The 21,275-nt window shown below is 34.0% G+C and carries 24 protein-coding genes; 12 read left to right on the top strand and 12 right to left on the bottom strand.

Features of this window, described 5'->3' with window-relative positions:
• Both AC07XN_RS11810 and AC07XN_RS11805 read left to right on the top strand, forming a co-directional pair.
• On the top strand, positions 1 to 397 hold a 397-nt coding region (locus tag AC07XN_RS11810), incomplete at its 5' end, for a hypothetical protein (RefSeq protein ID WP_494743226.1).
• Positions 398 to 541: 144 nt separating this feature from the next.
• Positions 542 to 877 carry a DUF6984 family protein gene (locus AC07XN_RS11805; protein WP_494743225.1) on the top strand — a complete coding sequence of 112 codons (336 nt, stop codon included), beginning with the start codon at positions 542 to 544 and terminating at the stop codon, positions 875 to 877.
• A gap of 94 nt (positions 878 to 971) precedes the next feature.
• Here AC07XN_RS11805 and AC07XN_RS11800 read toward each other — a convergent pair whose 3' ends face one another.
• Together AC07XN_RS11800 and AC07XN_RS11795 are read right to left on the bottom strand one after the other, a co-directional pair.
• Positions 972 to 1,565, bottom strand: coding sequence for a porin family protein (locus AC07XN_RS11800; RefSeq protein ID WP_309923958.1), 594 nt, complete (start codon positions 1,563 to 1,565; stop codon positions 972 to 974).
• A 177-nt stretch (positions 1,566 to 1,742) separates the two neighbouring features.
• Positions 1,743 to 2,408 (bottom strand): hypothetical protein, encoded by a 666-nt coding sequence (locus AC07XN_RS11795; RefSeq protein ID WP_309923956.1) that lies wholly within the window; start codon positions 2,406 to 2,408, stop codon positions 1,743 to 1,745.
• 644 nt (positions 2,409 to 3,052) lie between these two features.
• Here AC07XN_RS11795 and AC07XN_RS11790 point away from each other — a divergent pair.
• The 5 genes from AC07XN_RS11790 (at position 3,053) to AC07XN_RS11770 (ending at position 7,272) form a co-directional block, all read left to right on the top strand.
• Positions 3,053 to 3,811, top strand: coding sequence for a hypothetical protein (locus tag AC07XN_RS11790; RefSeq protein WP_309923953.1), 759 nt, complete (start codon positions 3,053 to 3,055; stop codon positions 3,809 to 3,811).
• Positions 3,812 to 4,287: 476 nt separating this feature from the next.
• Complete coding sequence (locus tag AC07XN_RS11785) at positions 4,288 to 4,638, top strand: hypothetical protein (protein ID WP_494743224.1); 351 nt, start codon at positions 4,288 to 4,290, stop codon at positions 4,636 to 4,638.
• 73 nt (positions 4,639 to 4,711) lie between these two features.
• Positions 4,712 to 5,431, top strand: a complete 720-nt coding sequence (locus AC07XN_RS11780; protein WP_494743223.1) for a hypothetical protein — start codon at positions 4,712 to 4,714, stop codon at positions 5,429 to 5,431.
• 147 nt (positions 5,432 to 5,578) lie between these two features.
• The gene (locus tag AC07XN_RS11775) at positions 5,579 to 6,283 is read left to right on the top strand and encodes a hypothetical protein (protein ID WP_494743222.1); all 705 of its coding nucleotides are present in this window, start codon (positions 5,579 to 5,581) and stop codon (positions 6,281 to 6,283) included.
• Between the two features lie 59 nt (positions 6,284 to 6,342).
• The gene (locus AC07XN_RS11770; protein ID WP_494743221.1) at positions 6,343 to 7,272 is read left to right on the top strand and encodes a hypothetical protein; all 930 of its coding nucleotides are present in this window, start codon (positions 6,343 to 6,345) and stop codon (positions 7,270 to 7,272) included.
• A 46-nt stretch (positions 7,273 to 7,318) separates the two neighbouring features.
• On the opposite strand, the gene AC07XN_RS11765 is transcribed toward AC07XN_RS11770, so the two are convergent.
• The 3 genes from AC07XN_RS11765 to AC07XN_RS11755 form a co-directional block, all read right to left on the bottom strand.
• Entirely contained in the window at positions 7,319 to 7,693 is a 375-nt protein-coding gene (locus tag AC07XN_RS11765) for a helix-turn-helix domain-containing protein (protein ID WP_494743220.1), read from the bottom strand.
• A 14-nt stretch (positions 7,694 to 7,707) separates the two neighbouring features.
• On the bottom strand, positions 7,708 to 8,004 hold the full coding sequence (locus AC07XN_RS11760) for a type II toxin-antitoxin system HigB family toxin (protein ID WP_494743219.1): 297 nt from the start codon (positions 8,002 to 8,004) through the stop codon (positions 7,708 to 7,710).
• Between the two features lie 398 nt (positions 8,005 to 8,402).
• Entirely contained in the window at positions 8,403 to 9,344 is a 942-nt protein-coding gene (locus AC07XN_RS11755) for a DsbA family protein (protein WP_494743218.1), read from the bottom strand.
• A 187-nt stretch (positions 9,345 to 9,531) separates the two neighbouring features.
• Here AC07XN_RS11755 and AC07XN_RS11750 point away from each other — a divergent pair, with 187 nt between their 5' ends.
• Positions 9,532 to 9,825 carry a winged helix-turn-helix transcriptional regulator gene (locus AC07XN_RS11750; RefSeq protein ID WP_309923946.1) on the top strand — a complete coding sequence of 98 codons (294 nt, stop codon included), beginning with the start codon at positions 9,532 to 9,534 and terminating at the stop codon, positions 9,823 to 9,825.
• A 107-nt stretch (positions 9,826 to 9,932) separates the two neighbouring features.
• The gene (locus tag AC07XN_RS11745; RefSeq protein WP_494743217.1) at positions 9,933 to 10,541 is read left to right on the top strand and encodes a class I SAM-dependent DNA methyltransferase; all 609 of its coding nucleotides are present in this window, start codon (positions 9,933 to 9,935) and stop codon (positions 10,539 to 10,541) included.
• Positions 10,542 to 10,557: 16 nt separating this feature from the next.
• Here the strand turns inward: AC07XN_RS11745 and AC07XN_RS11740 are convergent, their stop codons facing one another.
• Positions 10,558 to 11,343 (bottom strand): sulfite exporter TauE/SafE family protein, encoded by a 786-nt coding sequence (locus AC07XN_RS11740; protein WP_494743216.1) that lies wholly within the window; start codon positions 11,341 to 11,343, stop codon positions 10,558 to 10,560.
• A 124-nt stretch (positions 11,344 to 11,467) separates the two neighbouring features.
• Positions 11,468 to 11,650 (bottom strand): hypothetical protein, encoded by a 183-nt coding sequence (locus AC07XN_RS11735; protein ID WP_494743215.1) that lies wholly within the window; start codon positions 11,648 to 11,650, stop codon positions 11,468 to 11,470.
• Between the two features lie 172 nt (positions 11,651 to 11,822).
• Between AC07XN_RS11735 and AC07XN_RS11730 the strand changes: the two genes are divergently transcribed.
• Positions 11,823 to 12,578 carry a hypothetical protein gene (locus tag AC07XN_RS11730; RefSeq protein WP_494743214.1) on the top strand — a complete coding sequence of 252 codons (756 nt, stop codon included), beginning with the start codon at positions 11,823 to 11,825 and terminating at the stop codon, positions 12,576 to 12,578.
• A 786-nt stretch (positions 12,579 to 13,364) separates the two neighbouring features.
• Positions 13,365 to 14,075, top strand: a complete 711-nt coding sequence (locus AC07XN_RS11725; RefSeq protein ID WP_494743213.1) for a hypothetical protein — start codon at positions 13,365 to 13,367, stop codon at positions 14,073 to 14,075.
• Positions 14,076 to 14,219: 144 nt separating this feature from the next.
• Here AC07XN_RS11725 and AC07XN_RS11720 read toward each other — a convergent pair whose 3' ends face one another.
• The 5 genes from AC07XN_RS11720 to arfB form a co-directional block, all read right to left on the bottom strand.
• Complete coding sequence (locus AC07XN_RS11720; RefSeq protein WP_309923936.1) at positions 14,220 to 14,717, bottom strand: nuclear transport factor 2 family protein; 498 nt, start codon at positions 14,715 to 14,717, stop codon at positions 14,220 to 14,222.
• 351 nt (positions 14,718 to 15,068) lie between these two features.
• Positions 15,069 to 16,217, bottom strand: a complete 1,149-nt coding sequence (locus tag AC07XN_RS11715; RefSeq protein ID WP_494743212.1) for a DUF4291 domain-containing protein — start codon at positions 16,215 to 16,217, stop codon at positions 15,069 to 15,071.
• Positions 16,218 to 16,473: 256 nt separating this feature from the next.
• Positions 16,474 to 17,574 carry a PorV/PorQ family protein gene (locus AC07XN_RS11710; protein ID WP_494743211.1) on the bottom strand — a complete coding sequence of 367 codons (1,101 nt, stop codon included), beginning with the start codon at positions 17,572 to 17,574 and terminating at the stop codon, positions 16,474 to 16,476.
• A 227-nt stretch (positions 17,575 to 17,801) separates the two neighbouring features.
• Positions 17,802 to 18,842, bottom strand: a complete 1,041-nt coding sequence (locus AC07XN_RS11705) for an agmatine deiminase family protein (protein WP_494743210.1) — start codon at positions 18,840 to 18,842, stop codon at positions 17,802 to 17,804.
• A gap of 243 nt (positions 18,843 to 19,085) precedes the next feature.
• Entirely contained in the window at positions 19,086 to 19,508 is a 423-nt protein-coding gene (arfB, locus tag AC07XN_RS11700; protein WP_309923927.1) for an alternative ribosome rescue aminoacyl-tRNA hydrolase ArfB, read from the bottom strand.
• Between the two features lie 238 nt (positions 19,509 to 19,746).
• Here arfB and dinB point away from each other — a divergent pair, with 238 nt between their 5' ends.
• On the top strand, positions 19,747 to 20,826 hold the full coding sequence (gene dinB, locus AC07XN_RS11695) for a DNA polymerase IV (protein WP_494743209.1): 1,080 nt from the start codon (positions 19,747 to 19,749) through the stop codon (positions 20,824 to 20,826).
• Positions 20,827 to 21,275 lie beyond the last annotated feature (449 nt).

Genomic DNA, 21,275 nt, shown 5'->3' with positions numbered 1-21,275 from the left:
ATTTATATCTGAAATAATGGTAGAAGTTAATCCAAAGTATGAAACTTTTAGATATAATACCGAAGAAAAGCAAGATTTGGACATTCAAATGTATCATGTTTTAAGGTGTGGGTTTGTTCATTCATTCTCACTTATTCCTGATGAAAAGGCAAAAAAGAAAGGTGGTAGAGACCGTTCAATTATACTTGGCTTTAAGGAAGATAATAATTTAAATCATCTTGATAATTTCTCTTGTGAAGGTGTTACAGATGCTTGTTTATTTATCTTGGATGACTTTATTTCGGATTTAGATAAATCTATTGATATTCTTTTTGAAAAAGTGACTAATGATAAAAATTTAGAAAATCATATTTTAGATTTAGTTAAGGCTTTTCCGTTTATTGGAGCTATCAATTAATATAAAATTTTACAACACAGGTATTAAGCAATGCTTTTATTTCACTCGTTCAGGTAACTGACTCAGATTTGAATTGGTCGGTAAAGAAATAAGTAAAATGGACAGAAGTTAGACCATATAACTAATAACTCAAAGTACAGTTTTATGAATATCAGGAAAGCCTTACCTAAAGAAGAAAAGCTTTTAGCACATTTGATTTCAAAAGCCTCTGTAACTATTTCTGATGATTGGGAAGAAAAGTTGTTAGTATCTCCAATGAATGATGGAGGAATGGGAAGCCTTACCTTATACCCTGAAGGAATCATATTCGAAGCACGTCAGTTTGGATGGCAAATTAGTGAATATTTATTCTTAGACGAAGATGGTACGACTGTGATAGCTTCTTTATATTTAGATAAACAAGGAAGATTATTCGAACTTGATATTTGGAAAACGGACTATTCTTCATTGATTAGTTTGCCTTCTAATTATTTTTCATAATTCACTGGCTTTCCAATGCTTGGGAGAATGTAATACTCCGTCAGTGCCTAAGCTTGGCGTAGTATTACACTCAATGTCATTACGTACTGAAAAATTACTTGCTTTTGAAAAACTTGGTAACTGAGATTCCAATTACTTTATTTTTAAATGCTGCTGTGTTACTGTCAATAATATTTCCAAAACCCAAAGAATAATTAGCACTTAAAACCAAACCCTCAAAGACTTCATAGCCCGCAGTTAAATTTAAACCGTAATCTAGTCTTTTAAATCCGCCATCTTCGAATGTCATTTCAGATGATTTTCCATTAGAGACAATTGTTCCAGTGAAGCCATAACCTACATAAGGACCAACGCCTACGAAAGAGTAGTATGTTGGTTCATATAAAAAATTAAAAGGCACTTCTAAGTAATCTATTGTAGTTTTAATATTGTTTCCACTATCTTCAGTAATCCCTCCTTTTTGTGACCAAAGTACATCGTTTCTCAATATGAACCTGTCAGAGAGTCTTGTTTCAAATGTAACTCCAATATTAGCACCTGTAATTGAATTCATCGTAGAAGAAACTCCTCCCGAAGAAAATGTAAGGTTGGCGAAGTTAGCACCAGCTTTTATGCCGAAACGACTTTGAGCATTAGTGGTAAAAGAAAAGGCTATATAGCTTAAAATGAGGAAAATTATTTTTTTCATTAGAGTTTATATTTAGTTTTCGCCCTCGTTAGAATTATCACTAACAAAGGCGAAAAATATCTGTAATTACAAAGTATGTATAGTTTGAAACTGCATATTTTTTAGGGTTTAAGTCAAAAAAATAAAGACTAGCTTGTTGTGGTCTGATTTTTCATCTTGCAAAATCTCTCTCTTTTCTTATTTACCTCCCAATCGAGTATTGAAGTCACTTATTATATTCTGATACTTTCTTAATATCCTATCCCATTCTCTAAATTGTTCATCTGCTTTGACACTTGTCCCAGCAATACCAGAATACTCGCTAACGAGTTTTACCTTGAAGGTCAGAGGGCTAGAATTGGCTAATTTAATAATTAATCTTGTTCTAATAGTATTCTGTTCAAACGATTGAATACTCCATGCTGTCCGTAAATAAGAAGTTTCTTTATCACTAACTTCTATAGCGTCAAAGTAATCCGTCACAATTTGTGTCGTAAGTTTCCAGCTTTCTGAAGTATTAAATTTATCATTTACAATAACTGAAAAGTCGACGTTTGCTTGGTCTGTCTTAATTGACGCTTCTTCAGCATCATCCTTTTTCATTTCAAAAAACTGTTGTTTAGGGGGAACGGTACCTCCTCTTTTAGAACAATAAACTTGTTCGTATTTTAGAAAACCAACTTTCTGTATTTTTACATTTACGCAAGTTTCTCTTGGTATTTTTATTTTCAAAGTACCCGTACCTAAATTTTGACCATCAACAATAATTTTTGCATCAGGTTCAGAAGCACTAACAATCACAGACTGAGCATTACAAAAACTCGTTAGAAGAATTACCAACAATAAAGTTATTATCTTTTCCATTTTTTTTGTTTAAAAATCCCTACTCATTTGGCTTTTCGGTGTCGCCCCGTTTAGAAATGGTTACTGGTCTCCATCTTAATAATAGGGGAATTTATACTCTTTAGGTTTAAACCTCCAAAAATATAAAGCAGGGGGATCTCTTGGTCGTCTCATTGAATAGTCATTAAACTTACGTATAACCGCTAGACATAATGTTCTTTTAAGTTTGTGGTAGTTATATCACATGACTCTGACTTTGTTCAGTTATTTTCTAAGTCCAGTTGTGTCTAAAAATAAATATTTATTACGAAATATGCAATAAATATTTTTCCCCTACGCTTGGCATAGTGTTACACCCAATGTCGTCAACTTAAGGAAATTGTCATTTTTACAATGTAGCCCTTTACTTAATAAAGGGTTTTGTTTGCAAGCATTTTAGCCTGCTTCTATACAAAATTCTTATTTAGCTTGATAGGGATTTTGTATAATAATTTGACAGGGTTATCTTAAGTTGAGGACATTGAGTCTAAGACTACGCCAAGCGAAAGCTTTGTCGTGTTTTGGGGTGAAATGTTATATTTTTTTTCCTTTTAAGTATATAATTCTCCATTTATATTTGTTTGAAATATATTCTTGCAACTACTTTAAGATAAAACTAAACTTATATGGAAATAAAAGCACGCTACCCAAACCGACTATTTTTGTTAATAATTCTAGTACTCTCAATCAATTCAACGGGTATCTCACAAAATACAATTGAACCGAGTTGGGAAATAAGTCCAGAACTGGGAGTAATAACTTCTTATTACGGAAAAACTAATAGGTTATTTACGAATAAGACATTAATAAGACCAATTTTTGGGGTTGCAGTTGTCAAAAATGTTAATAAAAACTATAAAATTAAACTACAAACTGACTTTGTAACGATTGGTTATATAGATAAATATAATAATCCATTTGTAGCAAATATGCAATACCAAGATGATTTTATTCTCCCATATATTCAGACCGATTTATCTATCAATTCAAGACTCAATTTAAAAAAATTAAAATTTAGAAGTCTGTCTCTCGGAGTAGGTGTATTTTTAGGCAAGATACTTACACCCTATATAACAACGAAGAGTTTAGGAAATGATACTTGTACATGTAAAAATGGCACTATCATAAACTATAGTTCTTTTAATTGGGGATTTTTAGCGGCTGCAGATTTGAATTTACAGTCATACTTAAAATTGCCAATTTCTGTGAATGTGAAATACAACTTAGGTATTTCTGATATAAGAGATAGTAATATTTCTCCTATTACAGGTATAGCATATCCAACCATAGTAACTTCAAATTCATTATCTATTCAATTAAATTATTGGTTTTCCCTAAACAAAAAGAAACATGGCAACAATACATTTATTTACTCAGAAAATTAGTTTATTTCTTTATTTAGCATTTTTCGTATCATTTGTTAGTTATGGGCAATGCCCACGCTTGGCATAGTGTTAAATTACGTCAGTGCGTACTGCAATGTTACATTGCAAAAATACAACGCATTTTATATCTTTTTCAAGTGATGTATTCAGTGTACTACTAGTTACTCCAAACTGGTCGTAGCATCGGCTACGACCCCAAAGAAAACCATTAATGAATATAATACTTAAATGTAACGCTGCTATCGTCGGATTAGTAGTTTGTGAAGACACAAACTACGGCGATAGAAAGTATGTTTAATAAATACCTTCAGAGATTTAGATTTAAGCGTAGCAGTAAATTTATAGGTATCAGTAGCACGAGTTTCCAACTCGTGAGTAAATAATATACGAGTTGAAAACTCGTACTACAGAAGTCTCTGACTTCGTGGTACGGATAAATGAAAATCACTAATTGTCTAACTCTTTACATTAAAACTATGAAAGGCTATCATCTTATCGAACATAATCATTATCCTATGGAGCTTATAGGTTCAGAAATACCTGACGATGTTGTAATCACAATAATGCATTGGCTAGTTAGTCTTTTAAGAAATGATGAGTATTTAAAAACATTGCCTATTGAAATTGAGGTTATTGCTGCTTGCTATACTGGAAAGTACCCATGTATAGCTATCCATTATTTACAAAAACTAAATGTTAATATAGAGAAGGAAGTTCTATCAAAAATAGAAAATTATTGTACTTCTCTAAGTTTTGCTTCATTCTACAACCATATCAAAGAAAATTCAAAAGACATACAGAAAACTATTAGTGATTATAATACTTAAATGTAACGCTGGTACTCTACGAAATCAGACGCTTCTAAAGTAATAACTTGATAACCATTTCAACTACTCAATAATGATGAAGAAGTACATTTATATACTTTATGCATTTATTATTCTGAATACGCTTAATTGTAAAAGTCAAACAGATTTAGAATATGAAAATTTTGGGTGCTATGAAGTTTTAGTGCCTAAAAATTGGGTAAAAACTGGTGGTAAAAATGCTGATTCTCGCATTACAATATGGAATAATCTAAATGACACTCTCATTATTGAGCATGGTAAATTTATCTCTGATTTTGAAGATTTAGCAGAAGTAGAAGAGCAATTCGATTTATTGAATGGATATTCTGTACAAAAAATCACGTCTCAATCAGGACTTTATGGATTATTTACTGGCGGAGATAATGCCGAGTCAAGTATTAAATTGACATATCTATCAAAAGATAAAAGTAATGCTACTTTTCAGAAAATTTATTCCTCACTAAAAATTAATAAAGACTGTTTTTCTGGGTATAATTCGAAAATGATAGGACAAATTATTTATAAAAGAGAATGCTTGCCTTGTCATGGTAATATTAATGAAGGATTTAATAGTATAACACTCTCTAATTTGATTAAGAAAAAAGACAATAAATGGTTGATGGATTGGTTAAAAAGTAAAAATTTTAGAAACACTCATCCAACAGGCTCATATACTTCTTTTGAAGGGATAAAAGATATGGATTGTGGGATAAAACCATATGATAATCAAACATTAAAAAGTCTAGTTACTTATCTTAGGACGAGTTTATAGTTTCCCCTCTTTTATATACTATAATACTTGCTATTCGACTTACCTTTTAAAATAAGTCGAGTGGTTGATTGAATAGGGCTATCAACCCTCTACTGTTTTAGATAGGATACTTCTGAGAGCTAGTTATGTAATTTTCAAACAATAAAAATGTCTAATATTTTAAATACCAACAAGATATCCATTATTAGTATTATACTATTTATACTACTATCAATCCTTAATGTATTTGGGCAATCTACTGTTTTAACGGTAGCTAAAAATTACAAAAAAGAAGACCTTTATATTTTAAATGATCATAATGAGATTCTTTTAAAGAAAATTGGTTTAAAAATTCAGCTTAAAGAAATTAATGACACCGACTATCATGTAAATATTGCTGACTCAACTAAAAAGGTAATATTGAAAGGGAAAGCACAAGGTATTTCAAAGATATTTTCAAGAGATAAATATACATGCTTTGTCTTGTACGATTTTTACAGTGAAGACGGCAATAGCATAGGGAGAATCTTTACTATTGATAATACTAGTCATAAAATCTCTATTTCGAAGCAATCATTTAAAAATGCCTGTAATCCTGTTGTCGTAAACGATAGTATATTTATTTTTGATGATTTTAATTTAAAGATTTTAAACCTGAATTATAAGGTTGCTTCTAAGATACCATTAAAGATTTATTCAAAGAATTCTGATAAAACTTTTGACTATATAGATAATTGTGTTATTTGTGATTTAGATATTAGTGGTGAAATGTTAAATGTAAATTTTTCACCTAATAAGTTAAAAATCAAGTGTAAAAATTATGCTGGTAAGTTTTATAAAGGCAGCAGTTCAATTATTATTAAAATTAATTAGTTGTAGGCTATTATTACCATTGTAGCTATTTATACTTTATACACAAAGTTCTATTTCCTATGAAAATTACAATCTTTATCATAGTAATAGCCTTATTAATCTTTTCTTGTTCTTCAGAAAAACATGATAATTCTATCACTGATTCTTTAGTAGCATTTAATGGTACGGATTCAACTGGGAAACCCCAAGAGGTAATAGACCCATTCCATTACTTTGTCTATGAAGATACGCTTGATTGGTCTAAATATGACCAACAGGTTACTAAAGCCTTACGTACAAAATATATTGAAAGCATCAAAATTCATTTTGATTCACTGGCTTATGAAGAGAGAGATTACAGCGATGAAAAAAAATTTAATGACCGATTTCATTTTATTGACCTTAATGCCGATGGGAAATTAGATGTTATTTATGCAGGATTTAGTGGAAGTGAACCAGATATTGTTAAGATTTTTCTAAATAAAGGAAATCAGCTTATACCAGTCTTTCAAGGCTATCAAGACCTATCAACCTTAGTCTTTGATGAAAACAAACAACTAAGTTCTTTCACGCTTCTTGATTTTGGTTGTTGTGCAGATTATAATGAATATGAAACAAAGTATGAAGTGGATAATGACTTTAAAATAGCACTTACCTACCAAAGAGCAAGGTTAGTACGGACTATACCACCCAAAACTATATGGAGCAATCCCATTAAATTCCTCACACTCAACGACGATTATACACTTCGTTCAGAGCCAATAAAAGAAGACACAGGAACCTACATTTATGATGCCATTGGCGAAGGAAATTTTGTTGCCAAATATCCAAAAAATGCAAAAGGTTTAGCTTGGGCAGCGTACAAAGACAAAACCAACAGAGTATGGTGGTTTGTGGAAATGTACCCAGTACAAAACTTAAAAAAGAACCTAATTCGTAGACGAGATTCTTTGGTAGCTCCCAGAGCATTAGGCTGGATGAGTAGTAGGTTTTTGCAAAAACAACCCTAGCTTGGCGTTGTATTACATAAGTGAAGCTAGGGAATGAAAAAAACAATTAAGCAAATAGAACTTCTGCGGATATTCCTAACCCATGATGAATTTTTTTAGCCATTTCAAAAGTCAAGGGTCTTTTGCCATTCAATATCTCCGACACTCTACTACTGCTTCCAAAGTAAATTGCTAAATCTTTTCTTTTTAATCCTTTTTCTTCAATTTTTTGTTTTATAGCTTCTATAACGTTGGGAGGCTCAATTGGATAATGTTCAGCTTCGTAGCTTTCCACTAAAATTGAAATCAATTCTAAAACTTGCTCTTCTGGGCTATCCTCTAAACAATCAATCAGACTATCTATAATTTTCAGATAGCTCTTATACTGTTCTTTTGTTTTGATGGGTTTTAGTTCAGCCCTGATTTGTGCTAATGTTTCCATATTCTGATTGTAAACTAAATTTCTCGTATATTTTCTATTTTATCGTATTCTTTGTGTGTACCAATAAATCTAATATATACAGTTTGTAATTTGTACCGAAACAATGCTATCAATCTGTATTTGTTTCTACAAATATTAAATACTATTCTGTTGTTTCCTACGGTGTCGGTTTTTGGAGTATCTTGTATAACATCATTAGCGTTTTTATATTTGGCATTTTTCATTTTAACGTACCATAATTTCAACTCTTGTTCGCTATCTGGATACTCTATCCAAAAGTCTCTTAGGGTGCCTTTCGTTATTATTCTCATAACAAACTATTATCTAAATAAATTACCAATATGGTAAATAATATACAAATATGGTAACTTTCTCGTAAGATAAAAATATAGTAGCTCTTACTTATTCTTTTATGTTGAATTTTATCAAAAGATTAAATAGGAAGATTTCCAACCTCGACTCTTGATGTAGTGTTACAAATCCTAAGCGCTTGAGACTTTAGGATTGAAGGATGAATGTAGCACGAGTTTTCAACTCGTAAGTAAATAATATACGAGTTGAAAACTCGTACTACAGATTCGCATTTTACAAAGTATGGAGGTTGGATAAACTAGAAAGCAAGTCCATAAAAAACCGAAAATGCTTCAAACCAATGAAGGTCTGAAGCACGTATGAAGGGTACAACTATTTCAATCTTTTCATAATTAGGTTATGTCGTTGGGGTTTGATCTTTGTTGATAGTCCAGATTGTCCCGTTCTTAATGTCTGTTCTACCGAGTTTGCCTTGTGTCGTTAGCTGTTGTAATAATTTTTCGCTGTCAGACTTCGTATTGCCACTTAATTCCGCAAATTCTCGGGTCGTCAGGCGTGGATACTTATTAAATAAGTAAATCCAGCTAGCATCATATTGATATTGTGTGGCGTTCGGAAATGTATTTAATATGGCATTTTCAAAAGCTTGATAAGGTCTGAAACCATATACTGTTTGTGTTTTCTGGTGTGAACCATCCGAGAAAAACAACGTCGGGAAGCCCCTTACGCCTAGTTTTTGAGCCAATGATAAATCTTCTTGAAACAACTCTTTGGCTTGGTTTTCATAATCATGTTTCAATAATTGACTATCCAAACCTACCTCGTTGGCAGCCAAGCTAAGATGTGCCCAGTTAGTGATATTTTTCTTTTCTAGAAAAACCATTTCTCTAATCCTCCGCATGAACAACACAGCCTTCGCTTCGTCCTGTAGCTGAGCGGCCTTGAAAGCTACTGAAGGCGGGAAAGATGAGTGTAGGGGGTCTTCTAGCCAGACGTCGCCGTCGATAGGCATATCATAATACTCGCTTACTTCGTCCCAGTGGTGTGCCACATCAGAGGGCTTTGCGATGCCTCCGCTGTTAAAATAATTCCAATTGGGTAGCAATCCCCCCATGCGATACTCAATTTCAATGTCCGTACCGTATTCGAGTTTAAGTTTTCGTAATTGAGGCTCTATACCCCAGCACGAAGAACAAATAGGATCAGTGAAATAAATTATCTTGACAGGTTTTTTAGGTTTAGAGGTAATATCTTGATGTTCGTCGGTGATATATGTGTTAGGCATTTCACAAATCCCTTTTTCGATGTCACACAAAAGTGGATTATTATTTTCAATCATTTCTCAGGTCAATAGTTAGTTGTTGCTAAAATGTTGTTATTAAAATGGCACTCAGATTGCTTTTTGCAGTCTTTTACCTTTTTAAAGCCCTCTTTATCTTTTAAAGTTGTAATTTCGCTGTAAAGTTGAACACAATATAAACACCAATCAATTAGTCAGAAAAAGCTGACTACTAAAAAACTTAAACATGGAGCCTGAGAATAATTGCCCTGCCGAAGGACTTTTAAAAATACTAACTGGCAAATGGAAGCCACAAATATTCCGCCAAGCGCTCGAAGGACCTGTCCGTTTCAATTCACTACTCCGCCAAATAGATGGTTCGAACAAGCAGTCGATAGCAGTTGCCCTGAAAGAGTTAGAAGAACAAGGATTGTTAGATAAAATGGTTATCAAGCTAAAGCCTTTGCATGTAGAATATACCTTGTCTGAAAAAGGGGAATCTCTGATTCCTATCTTCCGTCAATTAGAGACTTTGTCGTAGCAAAGGGCAGTATCAGTAGCACGAGTTTTCAACTCGTGGAATAATGTACGAGTTGAAAACTCGTGCTACTATTGATAATCCCTCATTCACTAAATCGCTCAATTACTATGGAACAAGAAGAAAGAAATAACGTTTATGAGGTTTATAATAAAATAGCTACATGGTTTGCTGAAAATAAAGACGATAGTTTAATAGAAAAACCTTACCTCGACGATTTAATACAGCGTTTGCCCGCTGAAGGCACTGTTTTAGACGTAGGCTGTGGAACAGGAAAGCCCATGCTGGAATATCTTATTAGTAAAAACCTCAATGTTATTGGCGTAGATGCCAGTAGCAAAATACTTGATATTGCTAAGGCCAACTTCCCGTCAACAACATTTATTTTACAAGATATGCGTTTGTTGGATATAGATAAGCAATTCGATGCCATCATTGCGTGGCATAGCTTCTTTCATCTTCCTGCTTCTGACCAACCATTGATGTTTGCCCTTTTTCAAAAACACCTCAACCCTAATGGTATTTTACTTTTCACTACTGGAACAGAACATAGCGAAGCTTGGGGCATGAATGGTGGCGAAAACTTATTCCATGCGTCTTTAGATTCGCATGAGTATGCAAGGCTATTGAATGAACATCATTTTAAGGTACTGAAACATGTAATCAACGACCCCAATTGTGGGTATGCTAATGTCTGGATGGCACAGTATTTACCGTAATATGAAGAATATTCCTTTAGGCTGTCTTCCAAATGTCATAGCCAAATCTGGCGATAACGGCCGTTACTACTATCAGAAAGAAGATTCTTACAAAGGAACTGCCCTTTAATAATGCTAGTCTTGTCCCTATTATCGAGCCTGCAATATTGGCAATGCCCAGTGGGATGGCTACTTGAAAAAGTACATCGCCCGACGACATAAAGAAGATGATGGCAGGAATATTGGAAGCACAATTCAGTATTTTAGCATAGGCGGATGCATGAAGGAAGTCTAATCCGAAAATAGAAACAAAGGCAAAAATCAAGAAACTGCCCATGCCTGGCCCGAAAAAGCCATCATAAAACCCAAGTATAGCACCTGTCAGTAATGCTCCTATCAAAAACTTTTTACCATCATATTTAGGGGTATGGTCGGTACCCAAATCCTTTTTAAGGAAAGTATAAATCAACACAAGTACCAACAATACTAGAATAATGGGTTTGAGTAGGTTTTTATCTAAGGAGGTAACCAACCTAGCTCCCATCAAAGCGAACAAACTGGTGACTATTATCGCTGGCACAATTACCTTCCAATCCACCTTTACCTTCCGTACATATTGCGATGCCGATACCAACGTACCCGACACTGAGGCTAATTTATGCGTACCCATGATGGTAGGAATGGCATAATGTGGCAGAAAAATCAATAAGGCAGGGAGTTGAATGAGCCCTCCTCCCCCAACGATGGCATCAATAAAACCTGCCAAAAAAGCAAAACAACAGAGTAATAGTAATGTTTGGAGTGTAATATCGGTTAGTAGCATATTTTAAAAATGTAGCCTTTGATACATTGTCGTGATTATTATTTGTTAATTATAAGGCATTGAGCCGTTTTTTGTAGCAATAAATTATTGTTTACGCTTAGCAAATATTTAAAATACGCCAGTATTAATACGTAGCTTCATAAATAAAAACGATAATAAAAGTAACTGTTGCACCAAAGAATGCGGGTTTGATATTAGGAGTGCCTTTATGTGCTATAAGAATGAATAAAATTTGGATAAAATATAATATTCCTTGAAATGCAAATCTGCCTATATCTGCACCTCCAGCTTGGAGACTATTATTCATCCAAATAGTTAAAAGAATGAATATTATAAAAACAATTGCTGCATGTAAAAAAAAATAGAGTGGATTACTTTCTTGTGAATTATTACCATTTCCCATAGTTGATATGTGGTTATTTTTCTTAATTTGTTTAACTAAACGAATTGAAGTATGCTACCTAATAAATAATGACTATATGAATAATGTAATTTATGCTATTTTTTTTACTTTCTTACTGATTTCTTGTAAAGACAAAAAGCAAGAACAACAAGCATTGGTTGAAAATGACACTACTGCTGTGCAAACTACTCAGGAATTTTCAAATACAGAAAACAAACTCCCAGATACTATAAAAGTTGATTATTCCACCCATAAGGATTTACTGCATATTCTGACGCTTTTGCCAGATAGTGCAATGATTGATTGGGAATGGAAACCTAATGACAGAAGAGCATTTGTAAAATTAATTAAGCAAAACAATTTTATTGTTGACACTACTGAATCTCATATATCATTAATGTCTATAAACCCTAATACCCTAAGTATGATTGTAGTGGATGCTAGTTGGACATTGTCCATTTATAAAATAAAGCTAAACCATTATATCGTTATAGCAGATAAAATTGATGGTGGAGAAATTCTAACAGCATTTGAATACGACAGTGGAAAATTAAAAGCGATTAAAATTAAAGACTTGTTTGGCGATATTTTTCCAGCATTATTAAATGACAAAAACGATACAAAATGTAAAGCATTATTGAACGAAAAAAATATTGGGTTTGGATATTACTTACAAGACACAACAAAGGTAGAAATAAGTAACAGTTACGACTTTAGAGAAAAGGAAAGCAAAGGTTGCTTTAAAGGGAATACCTTAAATTATGAATTTAATACAACTACTAAAAAGTTTGATCTAGTAGGTATAAAGTGGACTGAATACAAAGAGCAATAATGCACTTGGTTGTAGGGTCGTATTGCATACGACCTTTTGGCGGATGAATAATAGGACGACGTAAAGGACGAATGCAATTCGTCCCTACTGATTATCTGGAATCTTGAGAATTACCTAATACATTTCCAAAATTTAACCAATTTTACCTCTGTATTCAGCCATCGTATATTGGGATGGGTATCATCTTTAAATACTGTTCCAGTGTTTGTATTTGTGACATTAAATTAGGCTTATTCTTGCTTAGCATCGTGTAAAGGACTCAATTAATGGAGGATGTATGGTAACAATTGTATTGATAGAAAAATCAAAAAATAGTATAATTTTTTGATAAAAAATTAATATAAAATATTTGATTTATGTATTAATTAACGCTAATATTACTATTAATTAAATCAATAGTTCAAAATTAAAATACTTGTTATACACATTATTATCAACTACAATCTACCATGAAAAAAACATTATTTAAACTCATCTTATTTGGTTGTTTCTGGCTTGTCTTATCAACTTCATGTCAACGAGATACTAATTCTGAATTCAATAACTATCAACGAAAGATTCAAGAAAACAAATGGAATCACGACCAAACTATTGATGATTTATTAAATCAAAAATCATATACTCCACTTCAAAATTAATTAATCAAAGCGCAACAACTGCTCTTTTGTACAAGTTAGATGGAATTCAAACCCTGGATTTGCAACTTTAAAATGTACAACATCAGCCTATTGTAACGGAAGTTTGATTAGTGAGGTACAATATTTTAACATTCATATTCAATAATTTATGAGGGCTTTATTAATATGTATTTATCTAATAACTGTACTAGGTTGTTCTCATGAGAACAACCTAGTAGAAGTTCCTTATTATGAGACAGCTCTGACATTTTCATGTGCTGATAATCTGTCTGATTATTATGGTCTTGCTACAATAAATGGCAAATCATTATGCTATTCGACCAACCAAATTGCATACAAAAATTTTGCTTATACAAATTTATCAGTAACAAATTCATCTAACCAAATCTCTTCTAATCAAGCGGGTGCTAATGGGAAACTAATACAACTAGGTGTGGGTGGGTTAGGCTCTTCATCTGTTCTACCAGCACCTATCTTCTTTTACATCGAAACCCCTGTGATTCCAGAAATGACGAGCCGATTTGACTATATAAAACAGGTTTTTCAAAAGGGGAAGTCTTTAGACATTAGTATTGCTGAAAATGAAAAACAGCAATTGGCGACTGCTAATACAAAATTTAAAATCGGGTTATTTGCACAATACCCTGGGGAATTTGAACCCACGCAAGTAGTTGACTTCTATACTTGGACTGGCGTACAGGATGCTAAAACTGAATATCTTACTGTAAAAGATGTACAACAGATTGATGAATCAAACATTATTATCACGGTGAATTTTAGATGTAAACTGTATGATAATAAGGGGCGGTATTATGCACAAGTAACAAACGGAGAAATGAGATTCTTATTAACTAATTAATCTCTTATGGAATTGCAAAAAAAATCTATTAACTATACACAACTATTGAGTGCTTAGCTTTGACAAGGTCTTTAGATGTAGGACTTAGTTGGAAACGACTATCTAGCAATACTCATGAAAATTACTCGTTTCATGACTTTATAGCTAGTTCATTTTCATTTTTTCAGCAGAATCCCAATGTTCTGCAATTTTCCCGTTTTCGATTCTAAATAAGTCAAACCATGTGGTGGTGTATTTTTTAGATTTATCATTAGGGTCTGGCAGTTCTCTTACAAAACTTATCATCACTAGGTCGCCCTCAGCAACAATGGCAACCACTGATGCTTTGATGGTATTTGATATTGGCTGTGGTTTTGTAAATTTTGCAAAGAAATCAACCACTGCTTTTCTGCCTGTAGCTGCATTCGGATTGTGTTGCATATAATTTTCATCGAAGTATTTCTCAGCCACTTCAAGGTGTCCACCTTCTAAAAACTCTCGCCACATATCGTAAACAAGTTTCTTGTTTTTCGCTAGTGTTTCGTTGCTACTTTTCAGAAGCTCTTCTTGTGAAGCAAGGGGCTTTACTGGCAGTTGAGCAAAAACTTTGTTCGATGAAAATGCAAAAAAAATCGTTGCAAATATTACAAATAAGTATTTCATAAGTAGTAATTAGTAAAGAGTGAACGGTTCGCCTGCGGGGTGGCGTTTCAAGTTTCTAGTTATCTTTGTTTATGATAAGTAAAAACGTTGCTTCATTAGTATTGATTCCTTGAAAGTTTATTGAAAATTATAATTTTCGATGCTAGTTTTTGGAAACGATAACAGAGCCATATTTTATCGTCGGGCAATATGGGAAATCTTTAGCAAGGTATCTGATTTTTATGGAATTGCAAATTCCATACAATAAAAATAAATGTTTACTTCAAGAAAGTATAAAAGAAATATACTTGATGATAACATCGTGTTTTTATCAGAGATAACCTTACATATTTTGCTCCAAGCTGAGGAGGTTCAATACCATAAATACCAAAATGCTCGGGGAGCTATTTCGTCGTATAGATATTCCTTTGTAAAGCCTAGAAAATAATCAACGGTATTTTGTGAAAATTTTTCTACGTTGTTTTGCAAATAATTTCTAGTTCCTTCAAATCCTAAAGTATAAAAAATCATTTCACCATCGAAACCACACCATGTATCAAAATCAATACATTTAGCTTCCATTATTAAATCAAAATCTATTGTTGTTTTATTCTTGCTAACGAAATAGCTAAACATCAAAAGATCTTCACTCATACAGTCGATGTCTTCTTCTTCTTCTTCAGTAGAGCGAAAATCAATGGCTTTTTGAAGAAGGTATCTTGAAAAGTGAAGGTTTTTATAATTCTTAATATATTCTACCATTTTTCTACGCTCGTCGCCCCTTGGTTCTTTATCATTTAAAAGCTTTTCAAATTCTTCATGGTCAATCTCTCCTGTTGTTTCAAATTGTTGAATGAGTTGTAAAATATAATCACTAATAAATGTGTCAGGAATAGCTAATTTCTTTTTTAGTGCTGGGCTTACCTCAACAATACGCTCGCTGATAACTTCAATCCAAGTGTTTTTATCGTTTTGCTGAATAGTTTGATATTGTTCATTAACAAAAGCGGTAATATCTGTAATAGACTTAATATATTGGTTGTTGAATTCTTCAAGGGCTTTGCCTTTTATACCAATTTGAATAGCCCTTCTTTTAAGTTTATCACCAGCAAGATTATGGTCAGGGTCCCATTGTATTCTTACATCACTGTTGTTTAGTTGTTCTTGCCAGTCTTGTTGGCTAGCATAAATATTATCAAAGTGTGTTAAAACGCCATCTTCTAAAAGCTTGTAAAAGCCTTCAAGTGAGATTTCAATTGCTAAAATTCTATTCTGATTTTCTTTTTGTGCCCATCCGCTTCTGTACATCATCCAGAGAAAATTGGGTTTAATCCAAGTCATTCGCGAAAAGCTATAGGCTGGTCCCCCAAATTTTTGATTTTCAATAGCATAGTTTGCAATCCTATCATTGAAGGCTTGATATACAATAATAGTTGAGTCGTCGGTGTGCCCAAGGATATAGTTATTTTCTTGGGGTAACCCTTGTTCATAATTGTGATAGTAAATTGTTTGTAATTTCATTTAGGTTGTTGTATTAATAGTGTGGTTGTATGGTGTTATTTAACGTAATTATGTACTATAATAAATACTGATAAAATGATATGGAGTTTTTTCAATCGTAGGCACAAAAAGTAGGGTCGTATGGCATACGACCTTTTGGCGGATGAATAATAGGACGACGAAAAGGACGAATGCAATTCGTCCCTACCCTATTTATCGAATGTATTATTGTTGGTACACAAATTATTATTGACAATAACGAATCGTATGTCATACGTCATTTTTCAATCCTAGAAAAGTTAAAACCTACTGTAAGTATCGCTTTATTACCAATTGGTCCATCGTTATCGTCAATTGAATAAGCAAAATCAAGGTTTACTAATTTACTAATCACAACGCCTGCACCCATGGTTGTATAGCTTCGATTACCTTTGTCTTTGGATTCAAGAAACTTGCCCATCCTCAAAAATAAAAAATCATCATAGGTATACTGCATTCCTAACGACCATGTGATTTCCTTTAGCTCTTCGCTGAGTCCGCCAGGGGCATCTGAAAACGAATTGAACATGGCAGACAAGGCCGAATCGTTATTATGATTTCCAGTTGGTGTAGGAATCAACAGTTTATCGGCATCTACTGTAAAGGCAACTTTATTTTTAACATCCAACTTATAACTTGGTGCTATACCGAATTTTAAATTGGTCGGCAAAAAAGCATACTGTTTGTTACCAATATTAACTTTTTCGCCAATATTGGCAATATTAAGTCCGTAATTGAAAGTGAATTTTTTAAAGACTTCGGTATCAACATGTGCCAAACTGATGTCAAAAGCAACATTATTCAGGGGAAGCATCTCAATAGTCGTAGATGGTGAAATTGTCATTACATTATCATGTATATACTTCATCCCCACTGCCATTGACACTTTGTTTGATAATCGTCTAGTATAATTTACTGCCCAACTCCAACTCCTACTTTTAGGTGAAAAACCCCTAAAAGCTCCTGTATTATCAACATAGTTAAAAATGCCATTTTGAAAAAGAGTAAAATTGCTAGATAAGACACTTTTTTCGTTCAATTGATAATATCCCCCTGCTCTCAAGATATACATATCATTAGGTAGCCACTTCGCCCCAATTAAAAAGAAACCGCTTCTATTAGGTGAATGTACCAACATGGCAGGGTTGAGATAGGTAGCTGTTTCGTCGGTAAAAAGAGCCATTCCTCCATAACCCATTGAAACAGACATGGGGTCTATGTTGAAAAGCATAAATTCGTGTACTGGGACTGGGACAGAGGTTAATGCTGTTTGCGTTTGTCCTTTTATTGATTGTGTAAAACCTGCAATAAGCGTAAAAAGTAATAGTGTTTTTTTCATGGTTTAATAACTTACGCTGCCTTTATCAGGATTATGTTTCTGTAGAGAAACAATGATTTTTGAAGAACAAGCAGTTAGTAAATTTTGTAGCGTTTATTAATTAGTGATAGACTTATATTTAAAAAAATGTAGGGTCGTATTGCATACATACGACCTTTTGACGAACGAATAACAAATAAACGACAAGGATGAATACCATTCACCCCTACGTTTGTTTTTATTATTTTCTATACTGCTGGTTCTTGCTGAGACAAACAGTGAAAACTGCCTTGTCCCCAAATAATGTCAGTCGCATCTAAACCAATTACTGGGCGGTCTGTAAAAAGTCCTGACAGAATATCTAACGCTACCTCATCATTTTTACATTGGTACGTCGGAACGATTACGCCAGCATTGGTTATCAAGAAGTTAGCATACGAGCCTGGTGTTCTGAACTCATCAATCACTACTGCTGAGGGCATTGGTAATTCTACAACATTCAGTTGTTTGCCATTTACCAAACGCATCTGTTTTAACAACTGCAAATTATCGTTCAATACTTCGTAGTTATCATCGTTTTTATCGTATTCAACAGCCGCAACTACGGTATCGGCATTGACAAAACGAACGGTATCATCCACATGACCGTCGGTATCATCCCCTACTATGCCATCATTTACCCATAACACCTGTTCTTGTCCGTAGAAATCGCATAAATATTGTTCTATTTGGGTTTGATTCAGATGGGGGTTTCTATTAGGGTTCAACAAACATGAGCGACTGGTAAGTACTGTTCCTGCTCCGTTAAATTCTACCGACCCGCCTTCCATAATAATACCCGGTGTTACACTATTCAAGCCACGGTATTCGGCAATTTTGGTAGGCAAATTGTTATCATCATCAAATGGAGGATATTTTCCGCCCCAAGCGTTGTATCCCCAATTCACAATCATGCGTTGTTTGGTTTCGGGATTAATCAAAAATGCAGGACCGTGGTCTCTGCACCAAGCATCGTTGGTGGGGTTTACTAATATTTCTATTTGCGAAAGTTCAATATCGTATTTCGGTAATTCATTCAAAATAAACGATTTAAGGGTTCCGTCGTTTACATTCAAGCAAACCTTTTCACCTTTAGCAATCGCCTTGATAAAGTTAAAATATTGTGGGTACATTTTGGCTAGTTTGTCACCTTGCCAAGAGTGGTCGTTATGCGGGAAAGTAAGCCAAGTTGCTACGTGTGGATGCCATTCGGCAGGAAAAAAGTATCCTTGAGATTTTGGAGTAAGCATTTGTGTCTGTTTTAAGGTGCAAAAATAGGGATTAAATAGTTAATTTGAAGATTTGGAAATTTGAAGATTTGAAAATATTAATAAAAAGAATGTAAGAAGGATTGAACTTATTCTAATCTTTAAATTGAAATAGTAATATTTATAAGAATTAATTACCAAATCTTCAAATCCTTAAATTAGATATATTTTCAAATCTTCAAATTCTCAAATCTTCAAATTAAGTATATTTTCAAATTCAGCCCCCTATTCCTCAAAAGAAATCCCTCTTCTATTCACTTTTTTGATAGAGGCGATTTTTTTGGTTTTGAGTCTATCCATTTTAGAAGCCAAAGTAGGTTGACTAGCTTTCCGTTTTTTGGGAACAAATAATGCCTTTTTCAGTATATCCATAAACTTTTTAATCGCCAAATGTTTGTTTCGTAGTTGAGTACGTTCTTCTTGTGAAACAATGATTAGTTCACCCTCAGCATTAATTTGGTTTTTAAGTTTTTCTTGAAGCGTATTTTTCTGAATTTCGTCTAATAAAACGGAATTGATTATATTGAATCGGAGTTCTATCTTGGTAGAAACCTTATTAACATTCTGTCCACCAGCTCCGCCACTTCTAGAGGCTTGGAATTGGAATTCTGGACTGAAATCTTGTTTAAGTAATTGGTCGAGAGACATTTTTTTTAATGAGTGAATGAGTGATTTTTTTTAATGAGTGAATTGTGAATGAGTGATTTTTTTAGTTGCGAGTTAGTGAGTTTTTAGTTGTGAATGAGTGAGTTAGTGATTTGTTAAGTTCAAAGTTTAACGTCTTCTATCTTACGTCTAACACCTACAAGTCCAAAAATCAATATTCAAAGTCTTGTATCTAGCGTCTTAAAGTCTAGTGTCCTAAAGTCCTAAAGTCTTTCATCCAATGCCCGAAACAAACATACGAAAAATAATTCATATTGATATGGATGCCTTCTATGCTTCTGTAGAGCAAAGAGACAACCCTGCCTTGCGTGGAAAACCCGTCGCAGTGGGTGGCTCGCGTGAGCGTGGCGTGGTGGCAGCAGCCAGTTATGAAGCTCGTAAGTTTGGCGTACGTTCAGCGATGTCGTCGATGATGGCAGCACGAAAATGCCCTAATTTGATTTTTGTCAAACCCCGTTTTGAAAGTTATAAGACTGTTTCCAAGCAAATCAGAGAGATTTTTGCGGAATATACCCATCTGATAGAACCACTCTCGCTAGACGAAGCCTATTTAGATGTTACCGAAAACCTAAAAGGCATGGAATCTGCCACAGAAATAGCCATAGAAATTAGGGCAAAAATCAAGGAGAAAACACAGCTGACGGCCTCCGCGGGGGTATCGTATAATAAATTCTTAGCCAAATTGGCATCCGACTATAAAAAGCCTGATGGACTGTTTGTCATAAAACCTAAGCAAGGCGAAAAATTTGTAGAGCAATTAGAAGTATATCGTTTTCATGGCATAGGCAGGGTAACGGCCGATAAAATGAACAAAATGAATATTTTCACGGGACTGGATTTACGCCAATACGACGAAGCTTTTCTGACCAAACACTTCGGGAAGGCAGGGAAATATTATTATAACATTGCCCGTGCGATAGACAACCGCCCCGTGAATCCTGAAAGAATCAGGAAATCGGTAGGGTCAGAAAATACCTTTTGGAGAGATTTAGAAACCAACGTTGAATTAGAAGCGGGACTAAAACCCATTATCGACGACGTATGGAAATACTGCGACCGTACGCATGTTTATGGCAGAACGGTAAACTTAAAGGTAAAATTCAATGATTTTCAGATTATCACACGGAGCAGGACGACCCTCTCTCCTATTTTTGACAGTGCCTTTTTTGAAAAAATAGCCTTTGAATTATTAGAACAATTATATCCCGTTCCAAAGGGCGTAAGGCTATTAGGCATCTCATTATCTAACCTAGCATCTGCCGACGAGATGGTAGGCAAGCAGTTGACGTTGGAGTTTTAGGGTTGGGGCTATCGGCTTTCGGTCTTCGGCTTTCGGACTTCGGCTTTTCCCCTCCCCATTAGTCTGCATCTAATAAGGTCAAGGATGTAGCACGAGTTTTCAACTCGTGAAATAATGTACGAGTTGAAAACTCGTGCTACTACTGTTTGTTTTGTATTTCTCCACTTGACAATCTGAGATTGTTATTTATTTGACCCATGAAGTCAGAGACTTCGAGGAGCGAGTTAAGGATGTAGCACGAGTTTTCAACTCGTGAAATAATGTACGAGTTGAAAACTCGTACTACTACTGTTTGTTTTGTATTTCTCCGCTTGACAATCTGAGATTGTTATTTATCTGACCCATGAAGTCGGAGACTTCGAGGAGTGAGTTAAGGATGTAGCACGAGTTTTCAACTCGTGAAATAATGTACGAGTTGAAAACTCGTACTACTACTGTTTGTTTTGTAT

The sequence above is a fragment of the Arcicella sp. GW458-12-2-14-TSB2 genome (assembly GCF_059423785.1).
This window is presented reverse-complemented; position numbering and strand designations above follow the sequence as displayed.

Bases quoted from the DNA above. Each gene is read 5' to 3' on its own strand.
- AC07XN_RS11805 (WP_494743225.1), top strand. From the start codon at position 542: ATGAATATCAGGAAAGCCTTACCTAAAGAAGAAAAGCTTTTAGCACAT.
- AC07XN_RS11800 (WP_309923958.1), bottom strand. From the start codon at position 1,565: ATGAAAAAAATAATTTTCCTCATTTTAAGCTATATAGCCTTTTCTTTT.
- AC07XN_RS11795 (WP_309923956.1), bottom strand. From the start codon at position 2,408: ATGGAAAAGATAATAACTTTATTGTTGGTAATTCTTCTAACGAGTTTT.
- AC07XN_RS11790 (WP_309923953.1), top strand. From the start codon at position 3,053: ATGGAAATAAAAGCACGCTACCCAAACCGACTATTTTTGTTAATAATT.
- AC07XN_RS11785 (WP_494743224.1), top strand. From the start codon at position 4,288: ATGAAAGGCTATCATCTTATCGAACATAATCATTATCCTATGGAGCTT.
- AC07XN_RS11780 (WP_494743223.1), top strand. From the start codon at position 4,712: ATGATGAAGAAGTACATTTATATACTTTATGCATTTATTATTCTGAAT.
- AC07XN_RS11775 (WP_494743222.1), top strand. From the start codon at position 5,579: ATGTCTAATATTTTAAATACCAACAAGATATCCATTATTAGTATTATA.
- AC07XN_RS11770 (WP_494743221.1), top strand. From the start codon at position 6,343: ATGAAAATTACAATCTTTATCATAGTAATAGCCTTATTAATCTTTTCT.
- AC07XN_RS11765 (WP_494743220.1), bottom strand. From the start codon at position 7,693: ATGGAAACATTAGCACAAATCAGGGCTGAACTAAAACCCATCAAAACA.
- AC07XN_RS11760 (WP_494743219.1), bottom strand. From the start codon at position 8,004: ATGAGAATAATAACGAAAGGCACCCTAAGAGACTTTTGGATAGAGTAT.
- AC07XN_RS11755 (WP_494743218.1), bottom strand. From the start codon at position 9,344: ATGATTGAAAATAATAATCCACTTTTGTGTGACATCGAAAAAGGGATT.
- AC07XN_RS11750 (WP_309923946.1), top strand. From the start codon at position 9,532: ATGGAGCCTGAGAATAATTGCCCTGCCGAAGGACTTTTAAAAATACTA.
- AC07XN_RS11745 (WP_494743217.1), top strand. From the start codon at position 9,933: ATGGAACAAGAAGAAAGAAATAACGTTTATGAGGTTTATAATAAAATA.
- AC07XN_RS11740 (WP_494743216.1), bottom strand. From the start codon at position 11,343: ATGCTACTAACCGATATTACACTCCAAACATTACTATTACTCTGTTGT.
- AC07XN_RS11735 (WP_494743215.1), bottom strand. From the start codon at position 11,650: ATGAATAATAGTCTCCAAGCTGGAGGTGCAGATATAGGCAGATTTGCA.
- AC07XN_RS11730 (WP_494743214.1), top strand. From the start codon at position 11,823: ATGAATAATGTAATTTATGCTATTTTTTTTACTTTCTTACTGATTTCT.
- AC07XN_RS11725 (WP_494743213.1), top strand. From the start codon at position 13,365: ATGAGGGCTTTATTAATATGTATTTATCTAATAACTGTACTAGGTTGT.
- AC07XN_RS11720 (WP_309923936.1), bottom strand. From the start codon at position 14,717: ATGAAATACTTATTTGTAATATTTGCAACGATTTTTTTTGCATTTTCA.
- AC07XN_RS11715 (WP_494743212.1), bottom strand. From the start codon at position 16,217: ATGAAATTACAAACAATTTACTATCACAATTATGAACAAGGGTTACCC.
- AC07XN_RS11710 (WP_494743211.1), bottom strand. From the start codon at position 17,574: ATGAAAAAAACACTATTACTTTTTACGCTTATTGCAGGTTTTACACAA.
- AC07XN_RS11705 (WP_494743210.1), bottom strand. From the start codon at position 18,842: ATGCTTACTCCAAAATCTCAAGGATACTTTTTTCCTGCCGAATGGCAT.
- arfB (WP_309923927.1), bottom strand. From the start codon at position 19,508: ATGTCTCTCGACCAATTACTTAAACAAGATTTCAGTCCAGAATTCCAA.
- dinB (WP_494743209.1), top strand. From the start codon at position 19,747: ATGCCCGAAACAAACATACGAAAAATAATTCATATTGATATGGATGCC.